Origin of the sequence: Bacillus sp. es.034 (genome assembly GCF_002563655.1) — a bacterium.
Classification (GTDB): domain Bacteria; phylum Bacillota; class Bacilli; order Bacillales; family Bacillaceae_B; genus Rossellomorea.
This window is the reverse complement of record NZ_PDIY01000001.1, coordinates 3,454,028-3,480,513: the sequence shown is the minus strand read 5'-3', so window position 1 is coordinate 3,480,513 and position 26,486 is coordinate 3,454,028. Positions and strand designations below refer to the sequence as shown.

25 protein-coding genes are annotated in these 26,486 nt (G+C 44.7%); all 25 read left to right on the top strand.

Annotated elements, in window-relative coordinates:
• Positions 1-29 precede the first annotated feature (29 nt).
• The 25 genes from def to ffh all read left to right on the top strand — a co-directional run bounded on the left by def (position 30) and on the right by ffh (position 26,381).
• Positions 30-512, top strand: coding sequence for a peptide deformylase (def, locus tag ATG71_RS17735; RefSeq protein WP_098440811.1), 483 nt, complete (start codon positions 30-32; stop codon positions 510-512).
• The gene (gene fmt / locus ATG71_RS17730) at positions 512-1,462 is read left to right on the top strand and encodes a methionyl-tRNA formyltransferase (RefSeq protein ID WP_098440810.1); all 951 of its coding nucleotides are present in this window, start codon (positions 512-514) and stop codon (positions 1,460-1,462) included. Before def ends, fmt begins: the two co-directional genes overlap by 1 nt.
• On the top strand, positions 1,455-2,792 hold the full coding sequence (gene rsmB, locus ATG71_RS17725) for a 16S rRNA (cytosine(967)-C(5))-methyltransferase RsmB (RefSeq protein WP_098440809.1): 1,338 nt from the start codon (positions 1,455-1,457) through the stop codon (positions 2,790-2,792). The genes fmt and rsmB overlap by 8 nt, the downstream gene beginning before the upstream one ends.
• A gap of 138 nt (positions 2,793-2,930) precedes the next feature.
• The gene (locus ATG71_RS17720; RefSeq protein ID WP_098440808.1) at positions 2,931-3,680 is read left to right on the top strand and encodes a Stp1/IreP family PP2C-type Ser/Thr phosphatase; all 750 of its coding nucleotides are present in this window, start codon (positions 2,931-2,933) and stop codon (positions 3,678-3,680) included.
• Between the two features lie 4 nt (positions 3,681-3,684).
• Positions 3,685-5,697, top strand: a complete 2,013-nt coding sequence (pknB, locus tag ATG71_RS17715) for a Stk1 family PASTA domain-containing Ser/Thr kinase (protein WP_098440807.1) — start codon at positions 3,685-3,687, stop codon at positions 5,695-5,697.
• A 137-nt stretch (positions 5,698-5,834) separates the two neighbouring features.
• Positions 5,835-6,716 carry a ribosome small subunit-dependent GTPase A gene (gene rsgA / locus ATG71_RS17710; protein ID WP_098440806.1) on the top strand — a complete coding sequence of 294 codons (882 nt, stop codon included), beginning with the start codon at positions 5,835-5,837 and terminating at the stop codon, positions 6,714-6,716.
• Between the two features lie 3 nt (positions 6,717-6,719).
• Positions 6,720-7,370 (top strand): ribulose-phosphate 3-epimerase, encoded by a 651-nt coding sequence (gene rpe, locus ATG71_RS17705; protein WP_098440805.1) that lies wholly within the window; start codon positions 6,720-6,722, stop codon positions 7,368-7,370.
• Between the two features lie 56 nt (positions 7,371-7,426).
• Complete coding sequence (locus ATG71_RS17700) at positions 7,427-8,074, top strand: thiamine diphosphokinase (RefSeq protein WP_098440804.1); 648 nt, start codon at positions 7,427-7,429, stop codon at positions 8,072-8,074.
• Between the two features lie 113 nt (positions 8,075-8,187).
• On the top strand, positions 8,188-8,268 hold the full coding sequence (gene spoVM / locus ATG71_RS17695) for a stage V sporulation protein SpoVM (RefSeq protein ID WP_032088878.1): 81 nt from the start codon (positions 8,188-8,190) through the stop codon (positions 8,266-8,268).
• Between the two features lie 869 nt (positions 8,269-9,137).
• Entirely contained in the window at positions 9,138-9,326 is a 189-nt protein-coding gene (gene rpmB, locus ATG71_RS17690; RefSeq protein ID WP_034755741.1) for a 50S ribosomal protein L28, read from the top strand.
• Positions 9,327-9,552: 226 nt separating this feature from the next.
• A complete protein-coding gene (locus tag ATG71_RS17685; protein ID WP_034755738.1) occupies positions 9,553-9,915 on the top strand; it encodes an Asp23/Gls24 family envelope stress response protein in 363 nt (120 codons plus the stop codon).
• 15 nt (positions 9,916-9,930) lie between these two features.
• Positions 9,931-11,595 (top strand): DAK2 domain-containing protein, encoded by a 1,665-nt coding sequence (locus ATG71_RS17680; RefSeq protein ID WP_098440803.1) that lies wholly within the window; start codon positions 9,931-9,933, stop codon positions 11,593-11,595.
• 96 nt (positions 11,596-11,691) lie between these two features.
• Positions 11,692-12,354 (top strand): L-serine ammonia-lyase, iron-sulfur-dependent subunit beta, encoded by a 663-nt coding sequence (sdaAB, locus tag ATG71_RS17675; protein WP_098440802.1) that lies wholly within the window; start codon positions 11,692-11,694, stop codon positions 12,352-12,354.
• A 46-nt stretch (positions 12,355-12,400) separates the two neighbouring features.
• Entirely contained in the window at positions 12,401-13,294 is an 894-nt protein-coding gene (sdaAA, locus tag ATG71_RS17670; RefSeq protein WP_034755730.1) for an L-serine ammonia-lyase, iron-sulfur-dependent, subunit alpha, read from the top strand.
• A complete protein-coding gene (gene recG, locus ATG71_RS17665) occupies positions 13,281-15,332 on the top strand; it encodes an ATP-dependent DNA helicase RecG (protein WP_483295314.1) in 2,052 nt (683 codons plus the stop codon). The genes sdaAA and recG overlap by 14 nt, the downstream gene beginning before the upstream one ends.
• Positions 15,333-15,424: 92 nt before the next feature.
• Positions 15,425-16,006 carry a transcription factor FapR gene (gene fapR, locus ATG71_RS17660; protein ID WP_034755723.1) on the top strand — a complete coding sequence of 194 codons (582 nt, stop codon included), beginning with the start codon at positions 15,425-15,427 and terminating at the stop codon, positions 16,004-16,006.
• Positions 16,007-16,996 (top strand): phosphate acyltransferase PlsX, encoded by a 990-nt coding sequence (gene plsX, locus ATG71_RS17655; protein ID WP_098440800.1) that lies wholly within the window; start codon positions 16,007-16,009, stop codon positions 16,994-16,996. It begins immediately after the preceding gene.
• 1 nt (position 16,997) lies between these two features.
• Positions 16,998-17,942 (top strand): ACP S-malonyltransferase, encoded by a 945-nt coding sequence (gene fabD, locus ATG71_RS17650; RefSeq protein ID WP_098440799.1) that lies wholly within the window; start codon positions 16,998-17,000, stop codon positions 17,940-17,942.
• Positions 17,943-18,686, top strand: coding sequence for a 3-oxoacyl-[acyl-carrier-protein] reductase (fabG, locus tag ATG71_RS17645; protein WP_098440798.1), 744 nt, complete (start codon positions 17,943-17,945; stop codon positions 18,684-18,686).
• A gap of 94 nt (positions 18,687-18,780) precedes the next feature.
• Positions 18,781-19,014 (top strand): acyl carrier protein, encoded by a 234-nt coding sequence (gene acpP, locus ATG71_RS17640; protein ID WP_034755712.1) that lies wholly within the window; start codon positions 18,781-18,783, stop codon positions 19,012-19,014.
• A 192-nt stretch (positions 19,015-19,206) separates the two neighbouring features.
• The gene (gene rnc / locus ATG71_RS17635; protein ID WP_034755710.1) at positions 19,207-19,953 is read left to right on the top strand and encodes a ribonuclease III; all 747 of its coding nucleotides are present in this window, start codon (positions 19,207-19,209) and stop codon (positions 19,951-19,953) included.
• A gap of 11 nt (positions 19,954-19,964) precedes the next feature.
• The gene (gene smc / locus ATG71_RS17630) at positions 19,965-23,531 is read left to right on the top strand and encodes a chromosome segregation protein SMC (protein WP_098440797.1); all 3,567 of its coding nucleotides are present in this window, start codon (positions 19,965-19,967) and stop codon (positions 23,529-23,531) included.
• A gap of 16 nt (positions 23,532-23,547) precedes the next feature.
• The gene (gene ftsY / locus ATG71_RS17625; RefSeq protein ID WP_098440796.1) at positions 23,548-24,534 is read left to right on the top strand and encodes a signal recognition particle-docking protein FtsY; all 987 of its coding nucleotides are present in this window, start codon (positions 23,548-23,550) and stop codon (positions 24,532-24,534) included.
• Positions 24,535-24,713: 179 nt separating this feature from the next.
• Positions 24,714-25,025 carry a putative DNA-binding protein gene (locus ATG71_RS17620; protein WP_371928757.1) on the top strand — a complete coding sequence of 104 codons (312 nt, stop codon included), beginning with the start codon at positions 24,714-24,716 and terminating at the stop codon, positions 25,023-25,025.
• A 12-nt stretch (positions 25,026-25,037) separates the two neighbouring features.
• Positions 25,038-26,381, top strand: coding sequence for a signal recognition particle protein (ffh, locus tag ATG71_RS17615; RefSeq protein WP_098440795.1), 1,344 nt, complete (start codon positions 25,038-25,040; stop codon positions 26,379-26,381).
• Positions 26,382-26,486 lie beyond the last annotated feature (105 nt).

The window sequence follows — 26,486 nt, the reverse complement described above, 5'->3', positions numbered from 1 at the left end:
CTATTCATATAGAAAAATGGAGGACAGTTATGGCAATACTTCCAATCGTCATGCATCCGGATGCCATTCTCGAAAAAGAATGTGAGAAGGTAACGGATTTTGATAAAAAGTTAAAGAAATTACTCGTAAATATGTATGATACCATGATCGAAGCGGACGGAGTCGGGCTCGCGGCCCCTCAAGTGGGCATCGACCTTCAGGTGGCGATCGTCGATATCGGCGATGAGTCAGGAACGATCGAACTCATCAATCCGGAAATCATCGAGTCAGAAGGGACTCAAACGGACCTCGAAGGTTGCCTCAGCTTCCCCGGCCTCTACGGGGAAGTGACACGCCCATACTCGATCAGGGTCCGTACACAGGACCGTAAAGGAAGAACGGTTGAATTCCAAGCCCAGGATTTTCTGGCCAGGGCCATCCAGCATGAAATCGATCACCTGCACGGCATTTTATTTACAACAAAAGTAGAAAAATATATTACAGAAGAAGAATTAGAAGGGTATGAAGCTTAATGACGAAAGTGATCTTTATGGGAACACCCGATTTCTCGGTTCCAGTTCTCCAATCTCTACTAGATGAAAAATATGACGTGATCGCGGTTGTGACACAACCGGATCGCCCCGTCGGAAGGAAAAGGATCCTCACGCCCCCACCTGTCAAAGTGGCAGCTGAAAAGCACGGCATCCCGGTCTACCAGCCGGAGAAGATAAAGAATGAAGAAGAGTTAAACCAAGTGCTGGATTTAAAACCGGACCTTATCGTGACTGCTGCTTTCGGTCAGATCCTTCCGAACGCCCTGCTTGAAGCACCTAAATATGGCTGCATCAATGTCCATGCTTCACTGCTTCCAGAACTCCGGGGAGGTGCCCCGATCCATTATTCCATTCTCCAGGGAAAAGAGAAAACAGGCATCACCATTATGTATATGGTGGAAAAGCTGGACGCTGGGGACATCATCAGCCAAGTGGAAGTGGAGATCGAAGAACGTGATCATGTGGGTACGCTTCACGACAAACTGAGTGCGGCAGGTGCCCGATTACTGATTGAAACCATCCCTCCATTACTTGCAGGGGAAATCTCCCCGGTTAAACAGGATGATTCAAAAGCGACCTTTGCCCGGAATATCAAGCGTGAACAAGAGAAGATCGACTGGACGCATGACGGGGAAGAAATCTACAATCATATCAGGGGAATGCATCCGTGGCCGGTTGCGTATACCACTTTAGACGGCTCTGTCATGAAAGTATGGTGGGGAGAAAAAGTGAGCGTGACTCCGTCATCACCCGGGAAAATCATCGGGATTGAAGAGGATGGTTTCGTTGTGTCCACCGGCAATTCAACGGGGATTAAAATCACGGATTTACAGCCTTCCGGCAAGAAAAGGATGAGCGCAAAGGACTACCTTAGGGGAGCGGGCGCACATTTAAAAGCTGGCCTGATGTTAGGAGAAGAACATGAGTAAACGAAATAAAACCGTACGGGAAGCAGCACTCGATGTCATCGAGGCAGTGGAAAAGAATCAATCATACAGCAACTTACTGCTTCATTCAGTAATCGAAAAAAACGAACTGCCGGGTAAGGATATCGGGTTATTGACGGAAATGACATACGGGACCATTCAACGCAAAATGACTCTGGATTTCTATTTAGCCCCATTCATCAAGGGGAAGCTGGACGATTGGGTTCGTCAATTGCTAAGATTATCCCTTTATCAGCTGGTCTACTTAGACCGGATCCCGGATCGCGCCGTATTCTATGAAGCAGTCGAAATCGCCAAAAAGAGAGGACATAAGGGAATCTCAGGATTAGTCAATGGGGTATTAAGGTCAGTACAGAGAAAAGGCCTTCCGACTCTCGACTCCATCAAGGACCCGGTGGAAAGGGTTGCCATCGAAACGAGTCATCCTTACTGGCTTGTTAAAAGGTGGTCAGAACAATTTGGCTTAGATAAAACGAAAGAAATGTGCGAAACCAACTTGATCGCTCCACACCAAACGGCCCGTGTGAATACAACCAGGATCAGCCGTGAAGAGCTCTTGCAGCGATTGGCTGACAGCGGAAATGAATTGCAGGAAAGTTTAATCGTACCGGAAGCGGTCCAGTCTCTTCGGGGGAACCTTGCGAAAACAGATGAATACCGTAATGGATTATGTACGATACAGGATGAGAGCTCCATGCTTGTTTCTTATGCTTTAAAGCTTGAAAAAGGGATGAAAGTGCTGGATGCGTGTGCAGCACCTGGAGGGAAAACGACGCATATTGCAGAAAAACTCTCCGGAACCGGCGAAGTCCATGCCTTGGATCTCCATAAGCATAAAGTCAAATTAATCGACGAAAATGCTTCCCGACTCGGTCTTTCCAATATACACACCGCTGCCCTTGATAGCAGGAAAGCCGGAGAGAAGTTTGAAAAGGGAAGTTTCGATCGGATACTGGTCGATGCACCATGCTCAGGTCTAGGCGTTCTCAGAAGAAAACCGGATATTAAATATGCAAAGAAAGAGGCAGATCTTCTATCCCTTCAAAAGATCCAGCTTGATATCCTATCGGCAGTTGCACCCTTGCTAAAAAAAGGTGGATTACTGGTATATAGCACATGTACGGTGGATCAGAACGAAAATGAAGGTACCGTGTCGGCCTTTCTGAGTGATCACCCTGACTTTGAATTTCATGCACTCGATCGACTTCCGGAAGCAGTGAGACCGTTCATTGATGGGAACCAATTGCAAATTTTCCCACAGGATTTCGGAGGCGACGGCTTCTATATTTCGTGCTTCCTGAAAAAGGATTGAGTCGATATTCAGCAAATGTTGAAAGTAAAGCAGGAAAATCCGCTGTAAAAGTCGTAAAAGAACAACAGGCCTTTTAGTATGTCATGTGCAGAAGGAACTACTTGAAATAGGTGCAGAAGAAGAGAAGAGGTGACCTAAGTGAAGACGGTTTATTTTACGGACAAAGGGAAAGTGCGGCAGCTGAATGAAGATAGTGCCGGTGTATTCGTGAATCAGCATGGAGATCATTTAGCTGTTGTAGCAGATGGGATGGGTGGCCACAGAGCAGGGGACGTTGCCAGTGAGCTAACCATTTCCATCTTAAAGGACTTATGGGAGAAAACCGAGAAATTTCACACCGCTGATGAAGCAGAAAATTGGTTAAAATCAACTATTAACGAAGTAAACAAAGAAGTATATACTTATTCTCAATCCAATTCCGAATGCGAAGGGATGGGTACGACTCTCGTCGGAGCCATATGTACTTCTTTATTTGCAACGATTGTCAATATCGGTGACAGCAGAGGGTATATCCTGAATGAAAACGGATTTCATCAATTGACCGAAGATCATACGCTTGTGAATGAATTGGTGAGAAGCGGTGAAATTTCTAAGGAAGATGCAGAACATCATCCGAGAAAAAATGTCATTTTAAGAGCAATCGGTACGGAAGCTTCAATTACAATGGATATTAAAACGATCATGTTCGAAGAGGAAGATCTCATTCTTCTATGTTCAGACGGTCTTTCAAATAAAGTCTCTGAAAAAGAAATGAAAGAGGTATTGGCCCAGGACCACTCCTTGGAAAATAAAGGGGAGTCGCTCGTTCATTTAGCCAATGAATATGGCGGTGAAGATAATATTACCGTAGTAATTGTCGAGTTTGCCGCTGAAACGGAAAGCGGGTGATAACATGATGGAAGGTAAGCGCATCAGTGGGCGTTACAGAATTATTAAACTCATCGGTGGAGGGGGAATGGCGAACGTCTATTTAGCTCACGATGTGATTCTTGATCGTGAAGTGGCCATTAAAATGCTCCGGATCGACTTTGCCAATGAAGAGGAATTCATTAAACGATTCCAACGGGAAGCCCAATCTGCTACTAGTCTTGCCCACCCTAATATTGTGAGCATCTATGATGTAGGAGAAGAGGATGACCTCTATTATATCGTCATGGAATATGTTCATGGCATGACCTTAAAGCAATACATACAGCAACACTCGCCTGTCAATGTCGACAAGGCGATCGATATCATGAAGCAACTGACAATCGCCATGTCACATGCGCATCAGAATCATATCGTGCACCGTGACATCAAGCCTCATAACATCCTTCTCGATGAAGAAGGAAATGTGAAGATAACCGATTTCGGGATCGCCATGGCCCTCAGTGCCACGTCGATCACCCAGACCAATTCGGTTCTCGGGTCGGTACACTACCTTTCTCCCGAGCAGGCGAGAGGCGGGATGGCCACAAAGAAATCGGATATCTATTCACTCGGGATCGTCATGTTCGAATTGTTGACGGGCAGATTGCCTTTCTCGGGGGAGTCGGCTGTCTCGATTGCCTTAAAGCATCTGCAATCGGAAACACCTTCCTTAAAAAGGTGGAACCCGGACATTCCACAAAGTGTGGAAAATATCGTACTGAAAGCAACGGCAAAGGATCCTTTCAGACGCTACGAGAGCCTTGAAGAAATGGATGAAGACTTATCGACAGCCCTTGATGCCGATCGCATGAATGAACCCAAATTCGCCGTTCCTCTCGATGATGAAGCGACAAAAGCGATCCCTGTCATCACGGATCAAAAGGCGTACTCAAATTTAGATGATACAATCGTCCATCACCAGACAGACGACGTGAAAACCAAGCCTACCCCACCTGTGAAAGAGGGGAAGAAGGGTAAAAAAGATAAAACAAAACCGCCTAAGGGTAAAAGTAAGAAGAAGTGGCCGATGGTGATCATTGGTTTATTCTTTTTATTGATCCTGTTGGGAGTCGCTGCTGTCACGATGGTACCTGGTTTATTGGGACCGAAAGAGATAGAAGTACCGAACGTTTCTGAAATGGATCAAACCGAAGCAATCTCGACGATCATATCGGCTGGGTTTGTGGTCGGTGAAACCAAGAAGGTACCCGATGAAGAAATTCCCGAAGAATATGTGATCAAGACCAATCCGAAAGCTGGCCGGATGGCGAATGAAGGATCGGCTGTCGATATCTATGTCAGTACAGGTAAAGAAAAAGTGGAAGTCGAGGATTACGTCGGCAAGGACTTTGAAGAAGTGTCTGCTGATTTAGAGGAAAAAGGATTCACGGTAGAGAAAGAAGAAGAGTTTAATGAGGACGAGGCCCAGGGGACGATCCTGGATCAGGATCCATCGCCAGGGGAAGAAGTCGTGGCTGAGGAGACGACGATCACCTTTACGGTCAGTAAAGGGCGGGAATCCTTTGATTTAGACAGCTTAGAAGGGTTCGATCAAACTGCACTCGATAAATATGAAGCATCAAAAGGGATAAATATCATTGTGCAGAGTGAAAAATTCTCCTCAGAAGTAGAAGAGGGAAAAGTGATTTCCCATAAGCCGGTGGCAAGTACCCCAATTACAAAAGGTGATACAGTTTATGTGATCATGTCTAAGGGTCCTGAACCGCCGAAGGAAGTACCGACTAAGGAGGTTACCGAAGACATTCTCATCCCATATAAGGGACAAGAAGGAAAACCTCAATCCGTGGAGGTATTCATTGACGATAAGGACAGTGATCTCGACGACAGTGATGCAGACCAAGTCCAAGGAATTTACGAAGATACGACCATTACGATGACCTTCACGTTAGAAGAAGGAACAAAAGGGGAATATATTATTTTAGTCGATGGTAAAGAGTATAAAAGAGGTACTGTCGATTATCCTAAAGAAGAATAACATTCACTTGCCAAGGGGCTGTACCCGGGTTTTTAAAGAACCTACGGGACAGTCCTCTTATTTTCATTTATAATGGTAATGATACATAATGAAGATAATGAACAATTTAGATAAACGTTTTGAATAGGAGGTTTCGAATGCCTGAAGGAAAAATCGTAAAAGCATTGAGTGGATTTTACTATGTGCTCTCAGAAGGCAGTGTGACGCAATGCAGGGGCAGGGGCAATTTCCGAAAAAATAAAATTACGCCCCTTGTTGGTGATTATGTCGAGTTTCAAGCAGAGAACAAAACGGATGGGTACATTCTGAAGGTATTGGAACGGAAGAATGAATTGGTACGCCCTCCCATCGCAAACGTCGATCAGGCGATTCTGGTCTTTTCAGCCAGTGAACCGAATTTCAGTCCTGCGCTTCTGGATCGTTTTCTGGTGTTGGTGGAGAGCAAAGAGATCGAACCGCTTATCTGTGTGACAAAGATGGACCTCCTTTCCCCGGACCAGGCAAACAAGATCGAACAATATGTGTCTGAATACCGCTCATTTGGGTATGAAGTGCTGATGACTTCTTCTAAAACAGAGCATGGGGTGGAGGAATTAACTCCTTATTTAAAGGATAAAATTTCCGTTTTTGCCGGGCAATCGGGAGTAGGAAAATCATCTTTGCTGAATGCCCTGAACCCTGAACTGGAGTTGAAGACTGCCATGATTTCTGCCCACTTGGGACGGGGGAAACATACGACCCGCCATGTGGAGCTCATCGATATTAAAGATGGGTTAGTCGCCGATACACCAGGATTTAGTTCACTGGAGTTTTCAGACCTTGAAATAGAAGAGCTGCCGAATTGTTTCCCGGAAATGGTCGAAGTAGCCGAAGAGTGTAAATTCAGGGGCTGTCTTCATATCAATGAACCGAAATGTGCAGTGAAATCCGCCGTTGAAGCGGGGAGGATTCCTGATTACCGCTACGATCACTATTTGACTTTCCATAAAGAAATAAAAGAAAGAAAGCCGAGGTACTGAAATATGAAAATCGCACCATCCATTCTTTCTGCCAATTTTGCAGAGCTGGGCAATGAAATCAAAGATGTTGAAAAAGGGGGAGCGGACTATATCCATGTAGACGTCATGGATGGTCACTTCGTACCGAATATTACGCTCGGGCCAATGATTGTAAAAGCGATCCGTCCACTAACAACGTTACCGTTGGACGTACATCTCATGATTGAAAACCCGAGCCAATACATCGAAGCTTTTGCCGATGCGGGAGCGGACTATATCACCGTCCATGTAGAAGCAGACCCCCATTTGCATAGAACGATCCAAATGATCAAAGGCAAAGGGGTTAAAGCGGGTGTCGTCCTGAATCCAGGTACTCCCGCAGAATCGATCAGACCTGTCTTGCAAGATGTTGATATGGTTCTCTTGATGACCGTGAACCCTGGATTCGGCGGGCAATCATTCATCCCGTCCGTCGTACCGAAAATCAAGCAGATCCGTGAATGGGCAAATGAAGTCAATCCTTCACTCGAAATCGAAGTGGATGGTGGCATCAATCCTGAAACGGCTGCCGTTTGTGCTGAAGCGGGTGCAGACGTATTTGTAGCTGGATCTGCCATCTACAATAAGAGTGACCGAGGGGCAGCAATCGAAGAGTTGAAGAAATCTCTCGTATAAGAGACGAAGGCTGATCCTTAGGGTCAGCCTATTTTTATAAAATGGGAGTGGAGGAAATGGAAATCAATATCGTTGCCGGCGGACCGAATCGGTACATACCGGAATTGGACAAATTTTGGAGTGATGAAGTCTTATGGGTTGGCGTGGATCGTGGAGTATACACATTATTGGAGCAGGGGATCGAACCGTCCATTGCATTCGGAGATTTTGATTCAGTCAACAAGGAAGAGTGGGAACTGATCCAGGAAAAAGTCGTGGAAGTCAATCGCTATCAGCCGGAAAAGGACGAGACGGACCTGGAGCTTGCCCTGAACTGGGCAATCGATCAGAAACCAGATGAAATTTTTATCTTCGGTGCCACCGGGGGACGACTTGATCACTTCATGGGAAACCTGCAATTATTAATGACTCCGAAACTTTTAGAAGCTCGCATTAAAGTAGAAATGATCGACGTGCAAAATCGATTATCCCTTTCCCAACCCGGGGAGCATACCGTTGAAAAAAGCCCGGAATTACAGTATATTTCCTTTGTTCCCGTCACCGAAAATGTGGAAGGGATCACCCTCACCGGCTTTAAATATCCATTAAAAAATCGGAATATTTCAAGAGGATCCACACTATGTATTAGTAATGAACTTATACAATCATCTGGTACTTTTTCCTTTTCAAATGGCATATTAATGGTGATAAGAAGCAGTGATTAAAGCTTCTCGTGACCAGGCAGAAAAGAAGATGTACTTAACTGAAACTGCTTGAATAGACTGAACTGTTGTCAAGCGAAACATTACGTTCTTTAGATTGTGGGGAGGGACTTTAAATGCGCTTTTATACAATTAAATTACCGAAATTCTTGGGTGGACTTGTGAGGGCGATGTTAGGAACGTTTAAAAAAGAATAAATGGTTTGTTGGGGATGGCATTGGTGCCATCTTCTTTTTTTTACGGTTGATATAGAGAGGAAAGAGGGGGCATCTTTGGAGCAGGCAAAAAATAAGCGGAGTTTTTCCGGTTACATTCAGGATGAACCTTAATATTGAGGTTAATAAGGGAAGTTTTTCCGCTTATGAACAGATACATCATCCATTTTAGCGTGATGTGAGTGGATAGGCGGAATTTTTCCGGCTATTCCATCCTTTTTAAAGGGTAATTTCCAGATAAGCGGAATTTTTCCGGTTATTTATCAGTTCTGTTGCTTAACGTGATCTCCTCCTGACCGAGAAGTAGCCCCTTCCGCTTTTCGAGATGTCCAGCTCCAGGGGCTTGAGGCTCGAGGTCATAAGTCAAACTAACCAAAAAGGCAAAAAGCGCCTTTCCGGTTAGTTCGTCTTATGCTTGTCGCCTCAGGGCGAGCCCCTTCCGCTTTTCGAGATGTCCAGCTCCAGGGGCTTGAGGCTCGAGGTCATAAGTCAAACTAACCAAAAAGGCAAAAAGCGCCTTTCCGGCTAGTTCGTCTTATGCTTGTCGCCTCAGGGCGAGCCCCTTCCGCTTTTCGATTTGTCCAGCTCCGGCGGCTAGACCCTCGAGGTCATAAGTCAAATCAACCAAAATGGCAAAGAACGCCATTCCGGTTGATTCGCCTTATGCTTGGCGGGCCTACCAAGCCGCTTCCGCTTTTCGGTGTGTAAAGTATTTTTTCTTGAAAGGTTTTAATTGTAGTATTGCATTATGGAAAGTAGTGTGATAAATTATTAAAGTATCTTTATGATAATAAGCGAAATGTGGAACTGAAATTAACTTCAGCTTCTTGTTAGTGAGGAGGGAATATATTATGGCAAAACAATGCGTAGTAACAGGCCGTAAAGCCAGCTCAGGTAACGCTCGCTCTCACGCAATGAATGCGAACAAGCGTACTTGGGGTGCAAACCTGCAAAAAGTTCGAATTCTTGTGGACGGAAAGCCTAAGAAAGTATGGGTTTCTGCAAGAGCGTTGAAATCTGGTAAAGTAGAACGCGTATAATACTTAAAAATGGGAAGGCGCCTAATGCAGGCGTCTTTTTTCATTAGCAGCCTTTTCCATTGGCAGATCCATTAATGAAGCCGATGATTAATCTTTGAATAATCAGGAAAAAATAGAGGGTAAACCCAACAAATGACGCTTGTGATAATAGTTTAGCTTTCAAAAACAGTATACTTATAGTAAAATGTTTTTAGCCAAGCATGTAATTAAAGGGGGAAAACATTCCATGTCCATCGAATTGAAAACGCAGTACGGACAAATTGATATTACGAATGATGTCATTGCAATGATTGCTGGAGGTGCAGCGGTGGATTGCTACGGAATTGTTGGAATGGCTTCAAAGAACCAAATTAAAGACGGTTTCACAGATATCTTACGTAAAGAAAATTTCACTCGCGGAGTGATCGTTCGTCAAGATGAAGAGGAAGTACATATTGATATGTATATTATTGTGAGTTATGGTACAAAAATTTCTGAGATTGCCCATAATGTACAATCCAAGGTTAAATATACTCTTGATAAGACCGTCGGCTTGGCGGTAGATTCAGTAAATATTTTTGTGCAGGGGGTTCGTGTCACGAACCCGTAGTGAGGAGGAAGATTCGTGTCGATTACATCTTTGGAAGGAAAACGTTTTGCCCAGATGGTGATACAAGGTGCCACCAAATTATCTGCCAATGCGCAGCTGGTTGACGCGCTGAACGTTTTTCCTGTTCCTGATGGTGATACTGGAACAAATATGAATTTATCAATGACTTCCGGTGCAAAGGAAGTTCAAAACCATATTCAAGATCATATTGGAAATGTGGCTACTGCCCTTTCAAAAGGATTATTGATGGGAGCAAGAGGTAACTCAGGTGTTATCTTATCCCAATTGTTCAGAGGCTTTGGTAAAGCGATTGAAGGGAAAGAATCCTTATCAAGTGCAGAGTTTGCCAATGCACTTCAAACAGGGGTGGAAACGGCTTATAAAGCGGTTATGAAACCTGTGGAAGGAACGATTCTAACGGTTGCGAAAGAGGCTGCGAGAAAAGGTGTTTCTGTAGCAGAGACTGAAAGTGATTTCGTGAAGCTTATGCAGGCAATTGTGGATGAAGCGCAGGCTTCATTGAATCGTACACCTGATTTACTTCCTGTATTGAAGGAAGTGGGAGTAGTCGATAGTGGAGGTCAGGGACTTCTGTTCGTTTATGAAGGGTTCCTTGCAGAGCTTAAAGGGGAAAAGGTTTCGGATCAGGCGTCACTGCCATCCATGAATGATCTTGTGAGCGCAGAGCATCATAAGGCGGCACAGGATTTCATGAGTACAGAAGATATTGAATTTGGATATTGTACCGAATTCATGGTCCGATTCGAAAGTGATAAGCAGTCATTTGTAGAAGAAGACTTTCGCCAGGATTTAAGCAAGTTCGGTGATTCTCTGCTTGTCATCAGTGACGATGAATTAGCCAAAGTACATATCCACTCCGAACAGCCGGGGGATGTATTGACGTATGGACATCAATACGGAAGTCTTATCAATATTAAAATTGAAAATATGAGACAGCAGCACAGCAGCATTGTAGGAGAATCCAAGCCTGCTGCAGCAGAGGCTCCGATTCCGGCCAAGGAAGTCGAATTTGCCATCGTGACTGTATCAATGGGTGAAGGGATTGCCGAATTATTTAAGAGTATCGGCGCAACTTCTGTCATCGAAGGCGGTCAGACGATGAATCCGAGTACGGAGGATATCGTGAAAGCAGTAGAAGAAGTGAATGCGAAGAAAGTCATCATCATGCCGAATAACAAGAACATCATCATGGCTGCCGAACAAGCGGCTGAAGTTCTTGAAATGGAAGTAGCCGTTGTCCCGACGAAGACCGTACCGCAGGGAATGGCTGCGTTACTTGCCTTTAATCCATCAGCTTCTGTTGAAGACAATAAACAGTTGATGACCGAGGCATCGAAACAGGTAAAAACGGGCCAAGTCACATTTGCTGTGAGAGATACGTCCATCGATGGCGTTTCGATTTCAAAAGATGACTTTATGGGAATTGAAGAAGGCAAGATTGTCGTTTCGGATTCGGACCGTCAAAAGTCTGCTCAAACCCTATTGGAGACAATGCTTGATGCTGACTCTGAGATCTTGACGATTCTATACGGGGAAGATGTGACCGAAGAGGATGTTGAGTCACTCAGAGAGTATGTGGAACAACACTATGAAGATGTAGAAGTGGAAGTACATAATGGTAAACAACCACTTTACTCCTATATATTCTCAGTTGAATAAGGATTAAAGGAAGGGGGCAGCTCTAAAAGGAGTTTGTCCCCTTCAATTATGTTAGAATGGTAGTAGAAATCGGATGTTAGGTGAGGGGGAAAAGACATGAAATACAAAAGTGTATTTGATATAATCGGTCCTGTGATGATTGGACCATCGAGTTCTCATACGGCTGGTGCTGCCAGAATAGGAAGAATAGCAAGAAACCTGTTTCGCCGTGAACCAAAATGGGCGACCATCTCCTTTTATGGATCGTTTGCAAAAACGTACAAGGGTCATGGAACAGACGTAGCCATAGTCGGAGGTATCCTCGATTATGATACATATGATGAACGAATTATCGAATCGATCAATGTAGCGAAGGAAAAAGGGATAAAGATCAAATTTAAAGAAGAAGATGCCATCACGGATCATCCGAATACAGCCCGCATCCGCATGGGGGACGATCAAGGTGAAATCGAGTTGGTCGGTATTTCAATTGGTGGAGGGAAGGTTGAAATCATTGAACTTAACGGCTTTGAACTTAAACTCTCAGGCCATCATCCCGCAATACTTGTAGTTCATGATGACCGGTTCGGAGCGATTGCTTCTGTCTCCAATGTCATTGCCAAGCATCAGCTGAACATTGGGCATATGGATGTGTCCCGGAAAGAAAAAGGACAAATGGCTTTGATGACCATCGAGGTCGATCAACCGATAGATGAAGCCGTGATAAACGAATTGACATCACTGCCGCACATCACACAAGTAACACGCATTTCTGATTAATCAATTACAATAATGATAGCGTTTACATAAAGAGGAGGGTATTTACATGTTTCGAAATGTTGCAGAATTGGTTGAACTTGCAGAAAGTCAGAACAAGAAAATTTCTGACATTATGATCGAACAGGAAATAGAGTTTACGGGAAAAACATTTGAACAGGTTTATAGTCAGATGGAGAAAAACCTGGAAGTGATGGAGCAGGCAGTAGCCAGGGGTCTTGAAGGGGTCAAGTCCCATTCAGGACTTACAGGCGGTGATGCCGTGTTATTACAGAAATATATTGATTCAGGTCGTTCCCTGTGTGGTGATACGATTTTGGATGCGGTGAGTAAAGCCGTGGCAACGAACGAAGTGAATGCGGCGATGGGAACAATTTGTGCCACACCAACTGCAGGATCTGCCGGAGTGGTCCCCGGGACACTGTTTGCTGTCAAGAATAAGTTGAATCCAACTAAAGATGAGATGATCCGCTTCTTATTTGCATCCGGTGCCTTTGGTTTCGTGGTGGCGAATAATGCTTCCATCTCAGGTGCGGCTGGCGGCTGTCAGGCAGAAGTTGGATCAGCAAGCGGTATGGCTGCGGCTGCCATCGTGGAGATGGCCGGGGGGACCCCTGGTCAATCAGCAGAAGCCATGGCGATCACTTTGAAGAACATGCTGGGTCTCGTGTGTGATCCTGTTGCGGGACTGGTGGAAGTACCTTGTGTGAAACGGAATGCTATGGGAGCTGCCAATGCCATGGTTGCGGCGGATATGGCCCTTGCAGGTATCACGAGCCGTATTCCGTGTGATGAAGTGATCGACGCTATGTACAAGATCGGTCAAACCATGCCTGTAGCTCTTCGTGAAACGGCTCAAGGGGGACTGGCGGCTACGCCGACAGGCAGAGAGCTTGAAGCGAAAATCTTTGGGGTTTCCCTGAATAAACGTGAAGACTCATAATGAAGGACTGACAATCCAGAACATTAAGGGGATAGGTGAAGAAACAGCTTTACAGCTTAATGCAATGGGGATACATTCCGTTCTGGATCTGTTAGAATATCTGCCTTACCGCTATGAGGATTACCGCCTCAGGGACCTGGAAGAAGTTGCCCATGATGAACGCGTCACGGTCGAGGGGAAAGTTCATTCGGAACCTGCACTGATGTTTTATGGAAGAAAAAAATCCCGTTTGACCATGCGGATACTCGTAGGGAGGAATCTGGTTCAAGCGGTGTTTTTTAATCAGCCTTATTTGAAAAAGAAAATCAATCTTCATGATACAGTGACGGTGACTGGTAAATGGGATAAAAACAGGCAAATCATTACGGCCCAATTTTTTCACTCTGGCCCTCATGATAAACAGGGAGATTTTGAACCTGTATATTCCTTGAAAGGCTCGGTGAAAAACAATACACTCAGGAAATTCATCAAGAAGGCTTTCAATGATTACGGTCATCTGATCCATGAGAACCTTCCTGGTCATTTAATGGAAAAGTATAAGCTTTCAAGTCGGAAAGATGCCCTGTATCATCTTCACTTTCCTGATTCCACCGAAGATATGAAGCAGGCAAGAAGGCGGTTTGTTTATGAAGAATTCCTGTTGTTTCAGTTGAAGATGCAGGCTCTGAGAAAGTTCGAACGGGAACATTCAAGCGGCATGTCTCAACATTATGATTTGGAGAAAGTCAAATCGTTCATTGATTCTTTACCATTCCCATTGACCGATGCGCAAAAGCGGGTGGTGAATGAGATTTCAGCGGATATGAAATCTCCTTTTCGCATGAATCGACTTCTCCAAGGGGATGTGGGATCCGGCAAGACAGTCGTATCCGCCATTGCGCTGTATTCAAGTGTAACAGCTGGTTATCAGGGAGCATTAATGGTCCCGACTGAAATACTGGCGGAACAGCATGCGAATTCCCTCAGTGAACTGCTGGGGCCGATGGGGCTTTCCGTTGCACTTCTAACCAGCTCTGTAAAAGGGAAGAAGCGTCGTCTTTTATTGGATAAACTGAAAGAGGGCGAGATTGATATTCTCATTGGTACCCACGCACTCATTCAGGAAGAAGTCGAATTCAAGCATCTGGGCCTCGTCGTCACCGATGAACAGCACAGGTTTGGTGTCAACCAAAGAAGGGTCCTCAGGGAAAAAGGGGAAAGTCCTGATGTATTATTCATGACTGCGACTCCGATCCCGAGAACACTTGCCATCACCGTATTTGGTGAGATGGATGTGAGTATCATCGATCAAATGCCTGCAGGCAGGAAGTCGATAGAAACCTATTGGGCGAAAGCGGATATGCTGTCACGGGTCCTTTCGTTTATGGATAAGGAGTTAGACCAGGGACGCCAGGCTTATGTGATTTGTCCATTGATCGAGGAGTCTGACAAACTGGATGTGCAAAATGCCATTGATGTCTATAATCAATTGGTCCACTATTTTGAAGGGCGTTATAAAGTCGGTCTGATGCACGGGAGACTTCATCCTGAGGATAAGGATGGAGTCATGAGGGAATTCAGTGCGAATCACCTGCAAGTACTTGTTTCCACCACGGTGGTTGAGGTCGGAGTGAACGTGCCCAATGCTACCTTCATGCTCATCTATGATGCGGAACGATTCGGATTGAGTCAGCTTCATCAATTGAGAGGAAGGGTAGGGCGTGGTGAACATCAATCGTATTGTATCCTCCTTGCGGAACCGAAGACCGAAGTCGGGAAAGAGCGCATGAAAATCATGACAGAAACGAATGATGGTTTTGTCCTTAGTGAAAAAGATCTCGAACTGAGGGGCCCGGGTGACTTCTTCGGCAGAAAGCAGAGTGGGCTCCCGGAGTTTAAAGTAGCAGACATGGTGCACGATTACCGTGCGCTGGAAGTAGCTAGGGATGATGCTCAAGCGTTGATCGCATCCGCTCAATTTTGGAGTGATCCAGAGTTTGAACCCCTCAGGGAGTATTTATCCGGATCGGGAATCTTAGAGGGTGAAAAGCTGGACTAGAAAGGCAGATTGTGAGATTATTTCTTGCAATCTGCTTTTTTAGATTATATACTACTATTAGTACCTAGTACTAATACTGGACGGTGTTTAAATTGAGACTTTCGAAAAAAGAAAGACAGGGAAACCTTACTGACACAATCAAAGTGAATCCTTTTATTACAGATGAAGAATTGGCTGAACGGTTTCGTGTAAGCGTCCAGACAATCCGGTTGGATCGAATGGAATTATCGATACCCGAGCTTCGTGAACGAATTAAGTACGTTGCAGAGAAATCGTTTGAAGACGAAGTGAAGTCGTTGCCTATTGAAGAGATTATTGGAGAAATTATTGATATAGAGCTGGATCAAAGTGCGATATCCATTTTTGATGTGAAGCGTGAGCATGTGTTCATCAGGAATGGGATTGCGAGGGGGCACCACTTGTTTGCGCAGGCAAATTCCCTTGCAGTGGCTGTCATAAATGACGACTTGGCATTAACTGCGAAGTCGAACATCCGTTTTACCCGACCCGTAAAGGAAGGGGATCGGGTGGTGGCGAAAGCGAAAGTGATACATATGAAAGATCAAAAAGACCGAACAACGGTAGAAGTTCAAAGTTTAGTCGGTGGTGAGCTCGTGTTTACCGGTGAATTTGAAATGTATCGCTCTAAAAAATCTGTAAAGGATGAAGAGTAGATGAAATTAGCCGTTGATGCAATGGGCGGAGACCACGCCCCGAAAGAAATCGTTCTTGGAGTGAAGCGGGCATTACGTGAATTTAATGATATTGAAGTGCTTTTATACGGGGATGAAAAGCAGATCAAACAGTATATCACCCCGGAAGAACGCCTGACGATCGTCCACACCGATGAACAGATCGAAGGTACGGATGAACCTGTCAGAGCGGTGAAACGAAAGAAGAATGCTTCGATGGTACTGATGGCCCAAGCCGTGAAAAATGGGGAAGCGGATGCCTGTATTTCAGCAGGAAATACAGGTGCCCTTATGACGGCGGGATTGTTCATTGTAGGGAGAATTGACGGGATTGAGCGGCCTGCATTGGCACCGACCCTTCCGACCCTTGATGGAAAGGGATTCCTCATGCTTGACCTTGGTGCGAATGTCGATGCGAAACCTGAGCATCTTGCACAATACGCAGTCATGGGAAGCATTTATTCCGAGAAAGTGAGAGGGATCAATAACCCGCGTGTGGGCTTATTGAATATTGGTACGGAAGATAAAAAGGGAAATGAATTAACAAAGAAAACGTTCCAATTATTAAAAGAGCTTCCTGTCAATTTTGTAGGGAATGTAGAGTCCAGAGACCTGCTGGACGGGCCGGCTGATGTTGTTGTAACGGATGGTTTTACCGGGAATATGGTCCTGAAGACCATTGAGGGGACTGCCCTGTCCGTCTTCTCCATGTTGAAAAAAACGTTCACGTCCTCAACGAAAAACAAGCTTGCCGCAGGACTGGTGAAGAATGACCTGAAGCAATTAAAGAATATGCTCGATTATACAGAGTACGGTGGGGCCGGTCTGTTCGGCCTGAAGGCACCGGTCATCAAAGCTCATGGTTCTTCCAATGAAGTGGCCCTGTACAATGCCATGAGACAAGCAAGGGAAATGGTGAAACACGACGTTTCCAATACGATAAAAGATGCTATTAAGGGGAGTGTGGAATAATATGAATAAAATCGCGTTTATCTTTCCTGGCCAAGGTTCCCAAACAGTGGGGATGGGGAAAGAATTAGCCGGGCAATATCCTGATGTGAAATCCTATTTCAATAAAGCCGATGAACGATTGGACACCAAGCTTTCAACAATCATCTTTGATGGTCCCCAGGAAGAGCTTACAGAGACAACGAATGCTCAGCCGGCTCTCCTGACGACCAGCATGGCCATCCTTGAGCGACTGGAAGCCGAGGGCATTACGGCAGATTACACAGCGGGTCACAGCTTAGGGGAATATTCTGCCCTGGTGGCTGCAGGTGCCATCGAATTTGAAGATGCTGTGTATACCGTTCGTAAAAGAGGGGAATTCATGGAAGAAGCAGTACCAAGCGGAGAAGGAACGATGGCGGCCGTCCTTGGTTTGGGCAGGGAACCATTGAAAGAAGTGACAGACCTTGTGACGGATGAGGGTCATCCAGTTGGACTTGCGAACTTGAATTGTCCGGGTCAGATTGTCATTTCAGGTACGGTAAAGGGAGTCGAGCTCTCTTCAGAGAAAGCGAAGGAAGCCGGAGCGAAGCGGGTCATCCCACTTCAGGTAAGTGGCCCTTTCCATTCCCAATTGATGAAACCGGCTGCTGAACAGTTCGTTTCAATCCTGGATTCGATCACGATCAAAGATGCAGTAGTACCCGTCATTGCGAATGTGACGGCAGAGCCTGTAACAGGACGTGAAGAGATCAAGCGTTTATTGATTGAACAATTGTACTCGCCCGTACAATGGGAAGATACGGTCGGGAAGCTTCTTGAATTAGGTGTGGATACATTCATCGAAGTAGGACCAGGTAAAGTCCTTTCAGGTTTAGTGAAAAAAGTGAACAGACGTGTGAAGACATATGCAGTTCAAGATGAAGCGTCCTTACAACAAACCATTCAAGCGCTGAAGGAGGAAGCTTAAATGAATTTAGAAGGTAAAGTGGCACTTGTGACAGGAGCATCCCGAGGAATAGGACGGGAGATCGCTCTTGAACTTGCCCGTGAAGGCTGTCATGTCGCCGTGAATTACGCCGGTAGTGAAGCGAAAGCAAACGAAGTCGTGGATGAAATCAAGAGTATGGGAAGAGAAGCAATCGCCGTACAATGTAATGTATCGGATGCTGAAGGTGTCCAGGCAATGGTGAAGGAAACGATTGGTGAATTTGGGTCCATCGATATCCTTGTGAACAATGCCGGCATCACCAAGGATAATCTGTTGATGAGAATGAAAGAAACAGAATGGGATGATGTCATCAACATCAACCTGAAAGGTGTATTTCTGTGCACGAAGGCCGTTACACGTCAAATGATGAAACAAAGAAGTGGTCGTATCATCAATATTTCATCCATTGTCGGAGTGAGCGGGAATCCTGGACAAGCAAATTATGTAGCAGCCAAATCAGGTGTGATCGGTTTGACGAAAACGACAGCTAGAGAACTTGCTCCCCGTGGAATCACAGTGAATGCCGTTGCCCCTGGCTTCATTTCGACGGATATGACTGATCAGCTTCCTGAAGATGTACGGAGTGAAATGTTAAAACAAATCCCGTTAAGCCGTTTTGGCGCTCCGGGGGATATTGCGAAAGTAGTGACATTTGTTGCATCCGATTCCGCATCGTATATGACTGGGCAAACGCTTCATATTGACGGCGGAATGGTCATGTAACGGGAAGAATGAAATAATTTATTCATCGTTTTCATGTATACTCTTTTCATTAGAGGTGGAAATGCTCTATAATACTTGAGGGGAGGTGACAAAAATGGCAGAAGTATTAGATCGTGTAACAAAAATTATCGTTGATCGTCTAGGTGTAGATGAATCTCAAGTAACTCTTGAAGCTTCTTTCAAAGAAGATCTAGGAGCTGACTCCCTTGATGTAGTTGAGCTGGTTATGGAACTTGAAGATGAATTTGACATGGAAATTTCTGACGATGATGCTGAAAAAATCGGCACAGTAGGTGATGCTGTGAACTACATACAAGCAAAGGCTTAATCGTTAGATTGAATAGAGAGATGGGTGATCCATCTTATATTCTAACCATTTGAAACTTGGTAGGGGTCTGACCCCTACCAAGTTTATTTGTGTTCTAACTTCATTGTTCAAGAAATTTTTTGCGTAAATGATTTTTTTAGAATAAACTTGATTAGTATACAATGAGAACATATTAGCAAGGTGGAGTGCCTGATGCGGAAGCAAAACAGAAGTAACGGATTATCTAAACATAAAAATGATTTGAAATTCAAGACATTTCAAAATCAAATGGGAATTCAATTTAAAGATGAAAAACTCCTTAAACAAGCTTTTACTCATTCATCCTATGTGAATGAGCATCGTCGAAAACCATATGAAGATAATGAACGCTTAGAATTTCTCGGGGACGCCGTTCTGGAATTAACGGTATCTCAATTTCTTTTCAAGAAATACCCCATGATGAGTGAAGGGGAACTGACCAAGTTAAGGGCGGCCATTGTATGCGAACCTTCCCTGGTGAAGTTCTCGATTGAACTGAATTTCGGTGAGCTCATCCTATTGGGTAAAGGTGAAGAAATGACGGGGGGGCGTGAGAGACCGGCTTTACTCGCCGATGTCTTTGAAGCGTTTATCGGGGCGGTATACTTGGATCAAGGATTAGAAACAGTCATATCTGTCCTTGAAAAAGTGGTCTACCCAAAAATCAATGTCGGTGCTTTTTCTCATGTGATGGATTATAAGAGTCAGTTACAAGAGCTGGTTCAAAGGGGCAGTGCAGGAATGATCGAATATAGTATCCTGGAAGAAAGCGGCCCTGCCCACAATCGTCAGTTTATTTCAAGAGTGAGTTTAAATGATGAAGAGTTGGGCATTGGAAATGGCCGGTCAAAAAAAGAGGCTGAACAAAAAGCCGCACAGAAAGCTCTGGAAAAGTTAAAACAAAAGCTGGACGCGAAATAGGGGGAAAGAAGATGTTCCTCAAACAACTAGAAGTAATGGGGTTTAAATCTTTTGCAGAAAGAATATCCGTGGAGTTTGTCCCGGGTGTCACGGCTGTCGTTGGACCAAACGGCAGCGGGAAGAGCAATATTATAGACGCAATCAGGTGGGTGCTTGGTGAACAATCAGCCAAAAGCCTGCGCGGGTCGAAAATGGAAGACGTCATTTTTGCAGGAAGCGATTCAAGGAAAGCCCTCAATATAGCAGAAGTGACCCTTGTCTTGGATAACGAAGACGGCGCACTGCCCATCGATTATAGTGAGGTCAGTGTCACTAGGAGAGTCTACCGTTCGGGAGATAGTGAATATCTATTGAATAAACAGCCGTGCAGGTTGAAGGATATCATAGAACTGTTCATGGATTCAGGGTTAGGAAAAGAAGCTTTCTCGATTATCAGTCAGGGCAAAGTGGAAGAAATCCTGAACAGTAAGCCGGAAGAAAGAAGAACCATCTTCGAAGAGGCTGCCGGGGTATTGAAGTATAAATCACGGAAGAAAAAAGCTGAAAATAAGCTATTTGAAACCCAAGAAAATCTCAATCGTGTGAATGACATCCTTCATGAATTAGAAGGACAGGTAGAACCCCTGAAGCTCCAGGCTTCCATGGCACGTGATTATCTGGAGAAGAAAGAGGAACTTGAGAAGTTCGAAGTTGCCTTGACTGTGTATGATATTGAGGACTTACATAAGCAGTGGGAGAAGCTGAGTGCAGAATTCGAACAGCATGGACAGGAAGAATTGGTCCTTTCCTCCCGAATTCAGAAGAAAGAAGCCGTCCTGACACAAACAAGGGATAAAATTGCGGCTCTGGATGAGTCGATTTCAAATTTACAGGAAGTGCTCCTTTCAACAAGTGAAGAATTAGAGAAACTTGAGGGGAGAAAGCAAGTACTGGTAGAGCGGAAGAAAAATTCGTCCACCAATGAATCTCAGTTGAAGCAATCGATTGAAGAAGCTGAAAATCAAATCGAACGTTTAGTTTCTGAAAAAGAAAAAGCAAAACGCGACTTCAAGAGGATCGATTCCGAGGTGTCCGGTTTAAAAGAACTCCTTGTCACGAAGCAGAATCAATTCAAACACTATAACGAAAATATTGAAGATGTGATTGAATCTTTTAAAAGTGATTACATTGAAAAGCTCAATCAACAGGCCTCTGCAAAAAATGAGATTCAGTATCTTAAACAGCAGCTGGAACAGCAATCCAGTCGCAGCGGTCGATTAGAAGCGGAAAATAAAAAGTATGTTTCTCAACGTGACGAACTCCATTTGCGTCACAGGGAACGGACGAAAGAACTTCAAGAGCAAAAAGAACAGATCGATGAGCACATCTTCTTATATCGTGAGGAGCAAAAGAAGCTTGAATCCGTGAAATCCAAATATGAAAAGCAGGAGAAAACGCTTTATCAGGCGTTTCAATTCCTGCAACAAGCGAAGTCCAGGAAAGAAATGCTCGAAGAAATGGAAGAAGACTATTCAGGTTTCTTCCAGGGGGTAAAAGAGGTCCTGAAAGAGCGTTCGGGTCAATTAACAGGTATTCAAGGGGCGGTAGCGGAGCTTATAACGGTTCCTAAATCATATGAAACGGCTATGGAAACTGCTCTGGCCGCTTCGATGCAGCATATCGTAGTCGATACAGAAGAAGCCGGCCGTAAAGCCATTGCCTTTTTGAAGAAACATCAATATGGCCGTGCCACGTTCCTGCCGATGAACGTAATCAAAGGGAAATCCATACCTGAAAGCCAGAAGAATATGCTGAAAGGGCATCCTTCCTTTGTAGGCGCGGGGGCTGATCTGTTGCATTTTGAAGATCGCTTTCAAATGGTGATTTCAAGCCTTGTGGGTAATGTCATCATCGCAAAGGATCTAAAGGGTGCGAATGAAATTGCGAAGCTTGTTCAATATCGTTACCGGCTTGTTACGCTGGATGGGGACGTTGTCAATCCCGGGGGATCCATGTCCGGAGGTACGGTGAAACAGAAGAAAAATTCCCTTCTATCAAGAAAAGGGGAACTGGAAGAGATGAAAGAAAAGCTTTCCAGTATGGAAGTTCAGACAGAACAGCTTCAAGCCCAAGTGAAATCACTTAAAGAAGAAAGCAGTTTTCGTGAGAAGAAACTCGAAGAATTGAGAGTGAAAGGGGAGAGATTGCGCCTCAAGGAACAGGAACTCCTCTCCCAACTGCGTGAAATTGAACTTTCCCAGCAGAACCTGGATGAAAGACTTTCCCTATATGACCTGGAGAAAAAGGATTTTACGTCAATCAAAGAAAAGCATGATTCCAGAGCGAAAGAATTGGAAGCTTCTCTCAAGAAGATAGGGGAAGAGGTTACCCAGCTTGATCAAAAGATTAATGAGCTGACTCTACAGAAAAATAGTGAACGGACGTCCAAAGACACGTTATTGAATGAAATCAGTGACATTAAAGCGAATCTTGCCGCACGGAATGAACAGCTTGTGAACAGCCGACAGCAGCTGAACAGGGTGCAGGATACGATGGCTGAGACAAACAGGCGACAGATAAGTCTCCAGGATGACCTGGAATGGCTGCAGACAGAAATGAAGGATAACTTCTCGGGTGAAGAGCAACTCGGAATCAAAGCAGAAGAGTGTGCCGTGCAAAAGGAAGAAACGTCCAAGTTGATTGCTGTGCGCAGGGACGAGCGCTCCAAGCTTCAACAGATTGTCGATGATGAAGAGGTGGAGTTAAAAGAATTGAAGCGTCTTCATAAAGGCTTGGTCGGTGCTCTGCGGGACGAGGAAGTGAAAATCAATCGTCTTGATGTAGAACTTGAGAACCGTCTTGATCATTTACGGGATGAATACATGCTTTCATTTGAAGCCGCGAAGCAGGACTACCCCCTCTCCATTGAGGTGGAAGAGGCTAGGAAAAAAGTGAAACTTGTGAAATTAGCACTCGAAGAGCTCGGGACCGTCAATCTGGGTGCGATTGATGAATACGAACGAGTGAAGGAAAGATACGAATTCTTGGTTGATCAGAAGAATGATCTGTCGGAAGCGAAGGACACCCTTTACCTGGTCATTAATGAAATGGACACCGAAATGATCAAACGTTTTGATCAAACCTTTACAAGCATACAAAAGGAATTTGAAGGTGTATTCAAGGCATTGTTCGGTGGTGGAAGAGCAGAGTTGAAGCTGACCGATCCATCTGATCTGCTCAACACCGGTGTGGATATAGTAGCTCAGCCGCCCGGGAAGAAGCTGCAGAACCTGGGGCTTATGTCAGGTGGGGAACGGGCTCTGACTGCCATTGCACTGCTGTTTTCCATTTTAAAGATCCGCCCTGTCCCATTCTGTATACTGGATGAAGTGGAAGCAGCCCTCGACGAGGCGAATGTCCAGAGATTCAGTCAATATTTAAAGAAATTCAGTGATGAAACACAATTCATTGTCATCACCCACCGTAAAGGTACCATGGAAGAAGCCCATGTATTGTACGGGGTCACGATGCAGGAATCCGGAGTGTCTAAACTGGTATCAGTCAGGCTACAGGAAACAAAGGAACTACTTGAAACTTAAATAAGGGTGTGGAAAAGTGAGTTTTTTTAAGAAGCTTAAAGATAAATTTACGCAGTCCAGTGATAATGTCACAGAGAAATTTAAAGATGGGTTAAGTAAAACAAGAAACAACTTCACGTCAAAGGTTAATGACCTGGTGGCCAGATACCGTAAAATCGATGAAGAATTCTTTGAAGAGCTGGAAGAAATCCTGATCGGAGCGGATGTCGGATTTGATACCGTCATGGAGCTCATTGATGAACTTAAACTTGAAGTGAAGCGAAAGAATATTCAAGATACGGAAGATGTCCAATCCGTCATTTCAGAGAAGCTTGTTGAGATCTACCAGGGCGATCGCGAAGAGGACAGCAGCCTGAATATTCAAGACGATCAACTGACGGTATTACTATTTGTCGGTGTGAATGGGGTAGGGAAGACGACGACCATCGGGAAAATGGCTCATATGTTCAAGGAGCAGGGCAAAAATGTTGTTCTTGCTGCAGGCGATACTTTCCGTGCAGGAGCCATCGAGCAGCTTGAAGTATGGGGTGAACGTGTCGGGGTCCCTGTCATTAAGCAGGCGGCGGGAAGCGATCCTGCGGCTGTGATGTTCGATGCCGTCCAATCTGCCAAAGCGAAAAAGGCGGACATACTCATTTGTGATACGGCAGGAAGATTGCAAAACAAAGTGAATTTGATGAAAGAGCTCGAAAAGGTGAAACGGGTCATTGAAAGAGAAATACCAGGAGCCCCTCACGAAGTATTACTCGTTCTTGACGCAACCACAGGTCAAAATGCCATGGTGCAGGCAAAAACCTTTAAAGAAGCAACAAATGTCTCAGGTATCGTCCTGACGAAGCTTGATGGGACCGCTAAAGGCGGAATCGTGCTTGCAATCCGGAACGAGCTCGAAATCCCCGTGAAATATGTGGGTCTGGGAGAAAAAATGGATGACCTCCAACCGTTCGATGCTGAAAAGTATGTTTATGGCTTATTCTCAACCCTCGTTGATGAAGAAGAATAAATCATGATCCTCAGGGGCAGCCTGCCAGACTATTAGATTCAGTCTGGCAGGCTGCACTACTTTTCTCTATGAAAAATCCGTTACTAACCTTGACAATCGCCCGTAAACACTGTATTCTTCATATGTAAAGGTTTTTCACTTAACAAGGAGGGATATCCGTGCTGGAGAAAACGACCAGAATGAATTATCTCTACGATTTTTATCAATCTTTGTTAACTCCTAAGCAGAGAAGCTATATGTCCCTCTATTATCTGGATGATTTCTCTTTAGGTGAAATCGCTGAGGAATATAATGTTAGCCGGCAGGCAGTGTACGATAACATTAAGAGGACAGAGGCCATGATCGAGGAGTACGAAGAAAAGCTTTTATTATTTAAGAAATTTCAAGAACGCAACGAGATTCTTGACCAACTCAGACAAAAAATAGAAGAGCCATCAATCGATTCTTCTCATTGTTTAAAACTCATTGATGATCTTGAAATATTGGATTAGGAGGCGGCATGAATGGCATTTGAAGGATTAGCCGACCGACTGCAAGGTACAATACAAAAAATCCGTGGAAAAGGAAAGATCTCAGAAGCGGATGTTAAAGAAATGATGCGTGAAGTTCGTCTTGCTCTTTTAGAAGCAGACGTTAATTTTAAAGTGGTGAAGCAATTCGTCAAGAAAGTAAGTGAACGGGCTGTCGGACAAGAAGTCATGAAGAGCCTTACACCGGGTCAACAGGTCATCAAAGTTGTTCAGGAAGAGCTTACAAACTTGATGGGTGGCGAACAAAGTCAGATTGCCGTCGCTAAACGTCCACCGACTGTCATCATGATGGTTGGGTTACAGGGTGCAGGTAAAACGACGACCACTGGTAAGCTTGCGAACCTGCTTCGAAAGAAACATAACCGCAAACCGCTGTTGGTGGCTGCTGATATTTACCGTCCGGCTGCCATCAAACAGTTGGAAACGATCGGAAAGCAATTAAGCCTTCCCGTGTTTTCAATGGGAGATCAGGTAAGCCCGGTTGAAATTGCGAAAAAAGCCATCGAAAAGGCAAAAGAAGAACATCACGATTATGTTCTGATTGATACGGCAGGTCGACTTCACATTGATGAAAACCTGATGGGAGAGCTGAAAGAAATCAAAGAACTCTCCAATCCGGACGAGATTTTCCTCGTCGTGGATGCCATGACCGGTCAAGATGCAGTAAATGTCGCACAAAGCTTCAATGATGCTCTTGGCATATCGGGTGTTGTCCTGACAAAGCTCGACGGTGACACCCGGGGCGGTGCAGCGTTATCCATCCGTTCCGTCACTGAAAAGCCTATTAAATTTGTCGGTATGGGTGAAAAGATGGATGCCTTGGAAGCCTTCCATCCTGAGCGTATGGCCTCACGGATCCTCGGTATGGGGGATGTCTTGTCCCTTATTGAAAAGGCTCAGGCAAACGTGGATGAAGAGAAGGCAAAAGAACTGGAACAAAAAATGCGTACCATGTCTTTCACTTTTGATGATTTCCTTGATCAGCTAGGTCAAGTGAAGCAGATGGGTCCATTGGACGAACTTCTCAAAATGATGCCTGGTGCAAACAAGATGAAGGGTCTGGATAAGATTCAAGTCGATGACAAGCAGATCAGTCACGTAGAGGCCATCATCCAATCCATGACAGGCGATGAAAAAACCCACCCGGAAACAATTAATGCTTCCCGTCGTAAACGGATTGCTAAAGGGAGCGGGACATCCATTCAAGAGGTGAACCGTCTTCTGAAACAATTCGAGGACATGAAGAAAATGATGAAACAGATGAGTGGGATGCAAGGAAAAGGTAAGAAAAAAGGGATGAAATTCCCATTTATGTAAGCAATTCGTTCGGTTTTTTAAAAGAAAAATTGAACTGTTAAGAAAAAACACTTTACAAACAAAATACACATTTGATATTATACTAACTTGTGTGAAACTATTCGG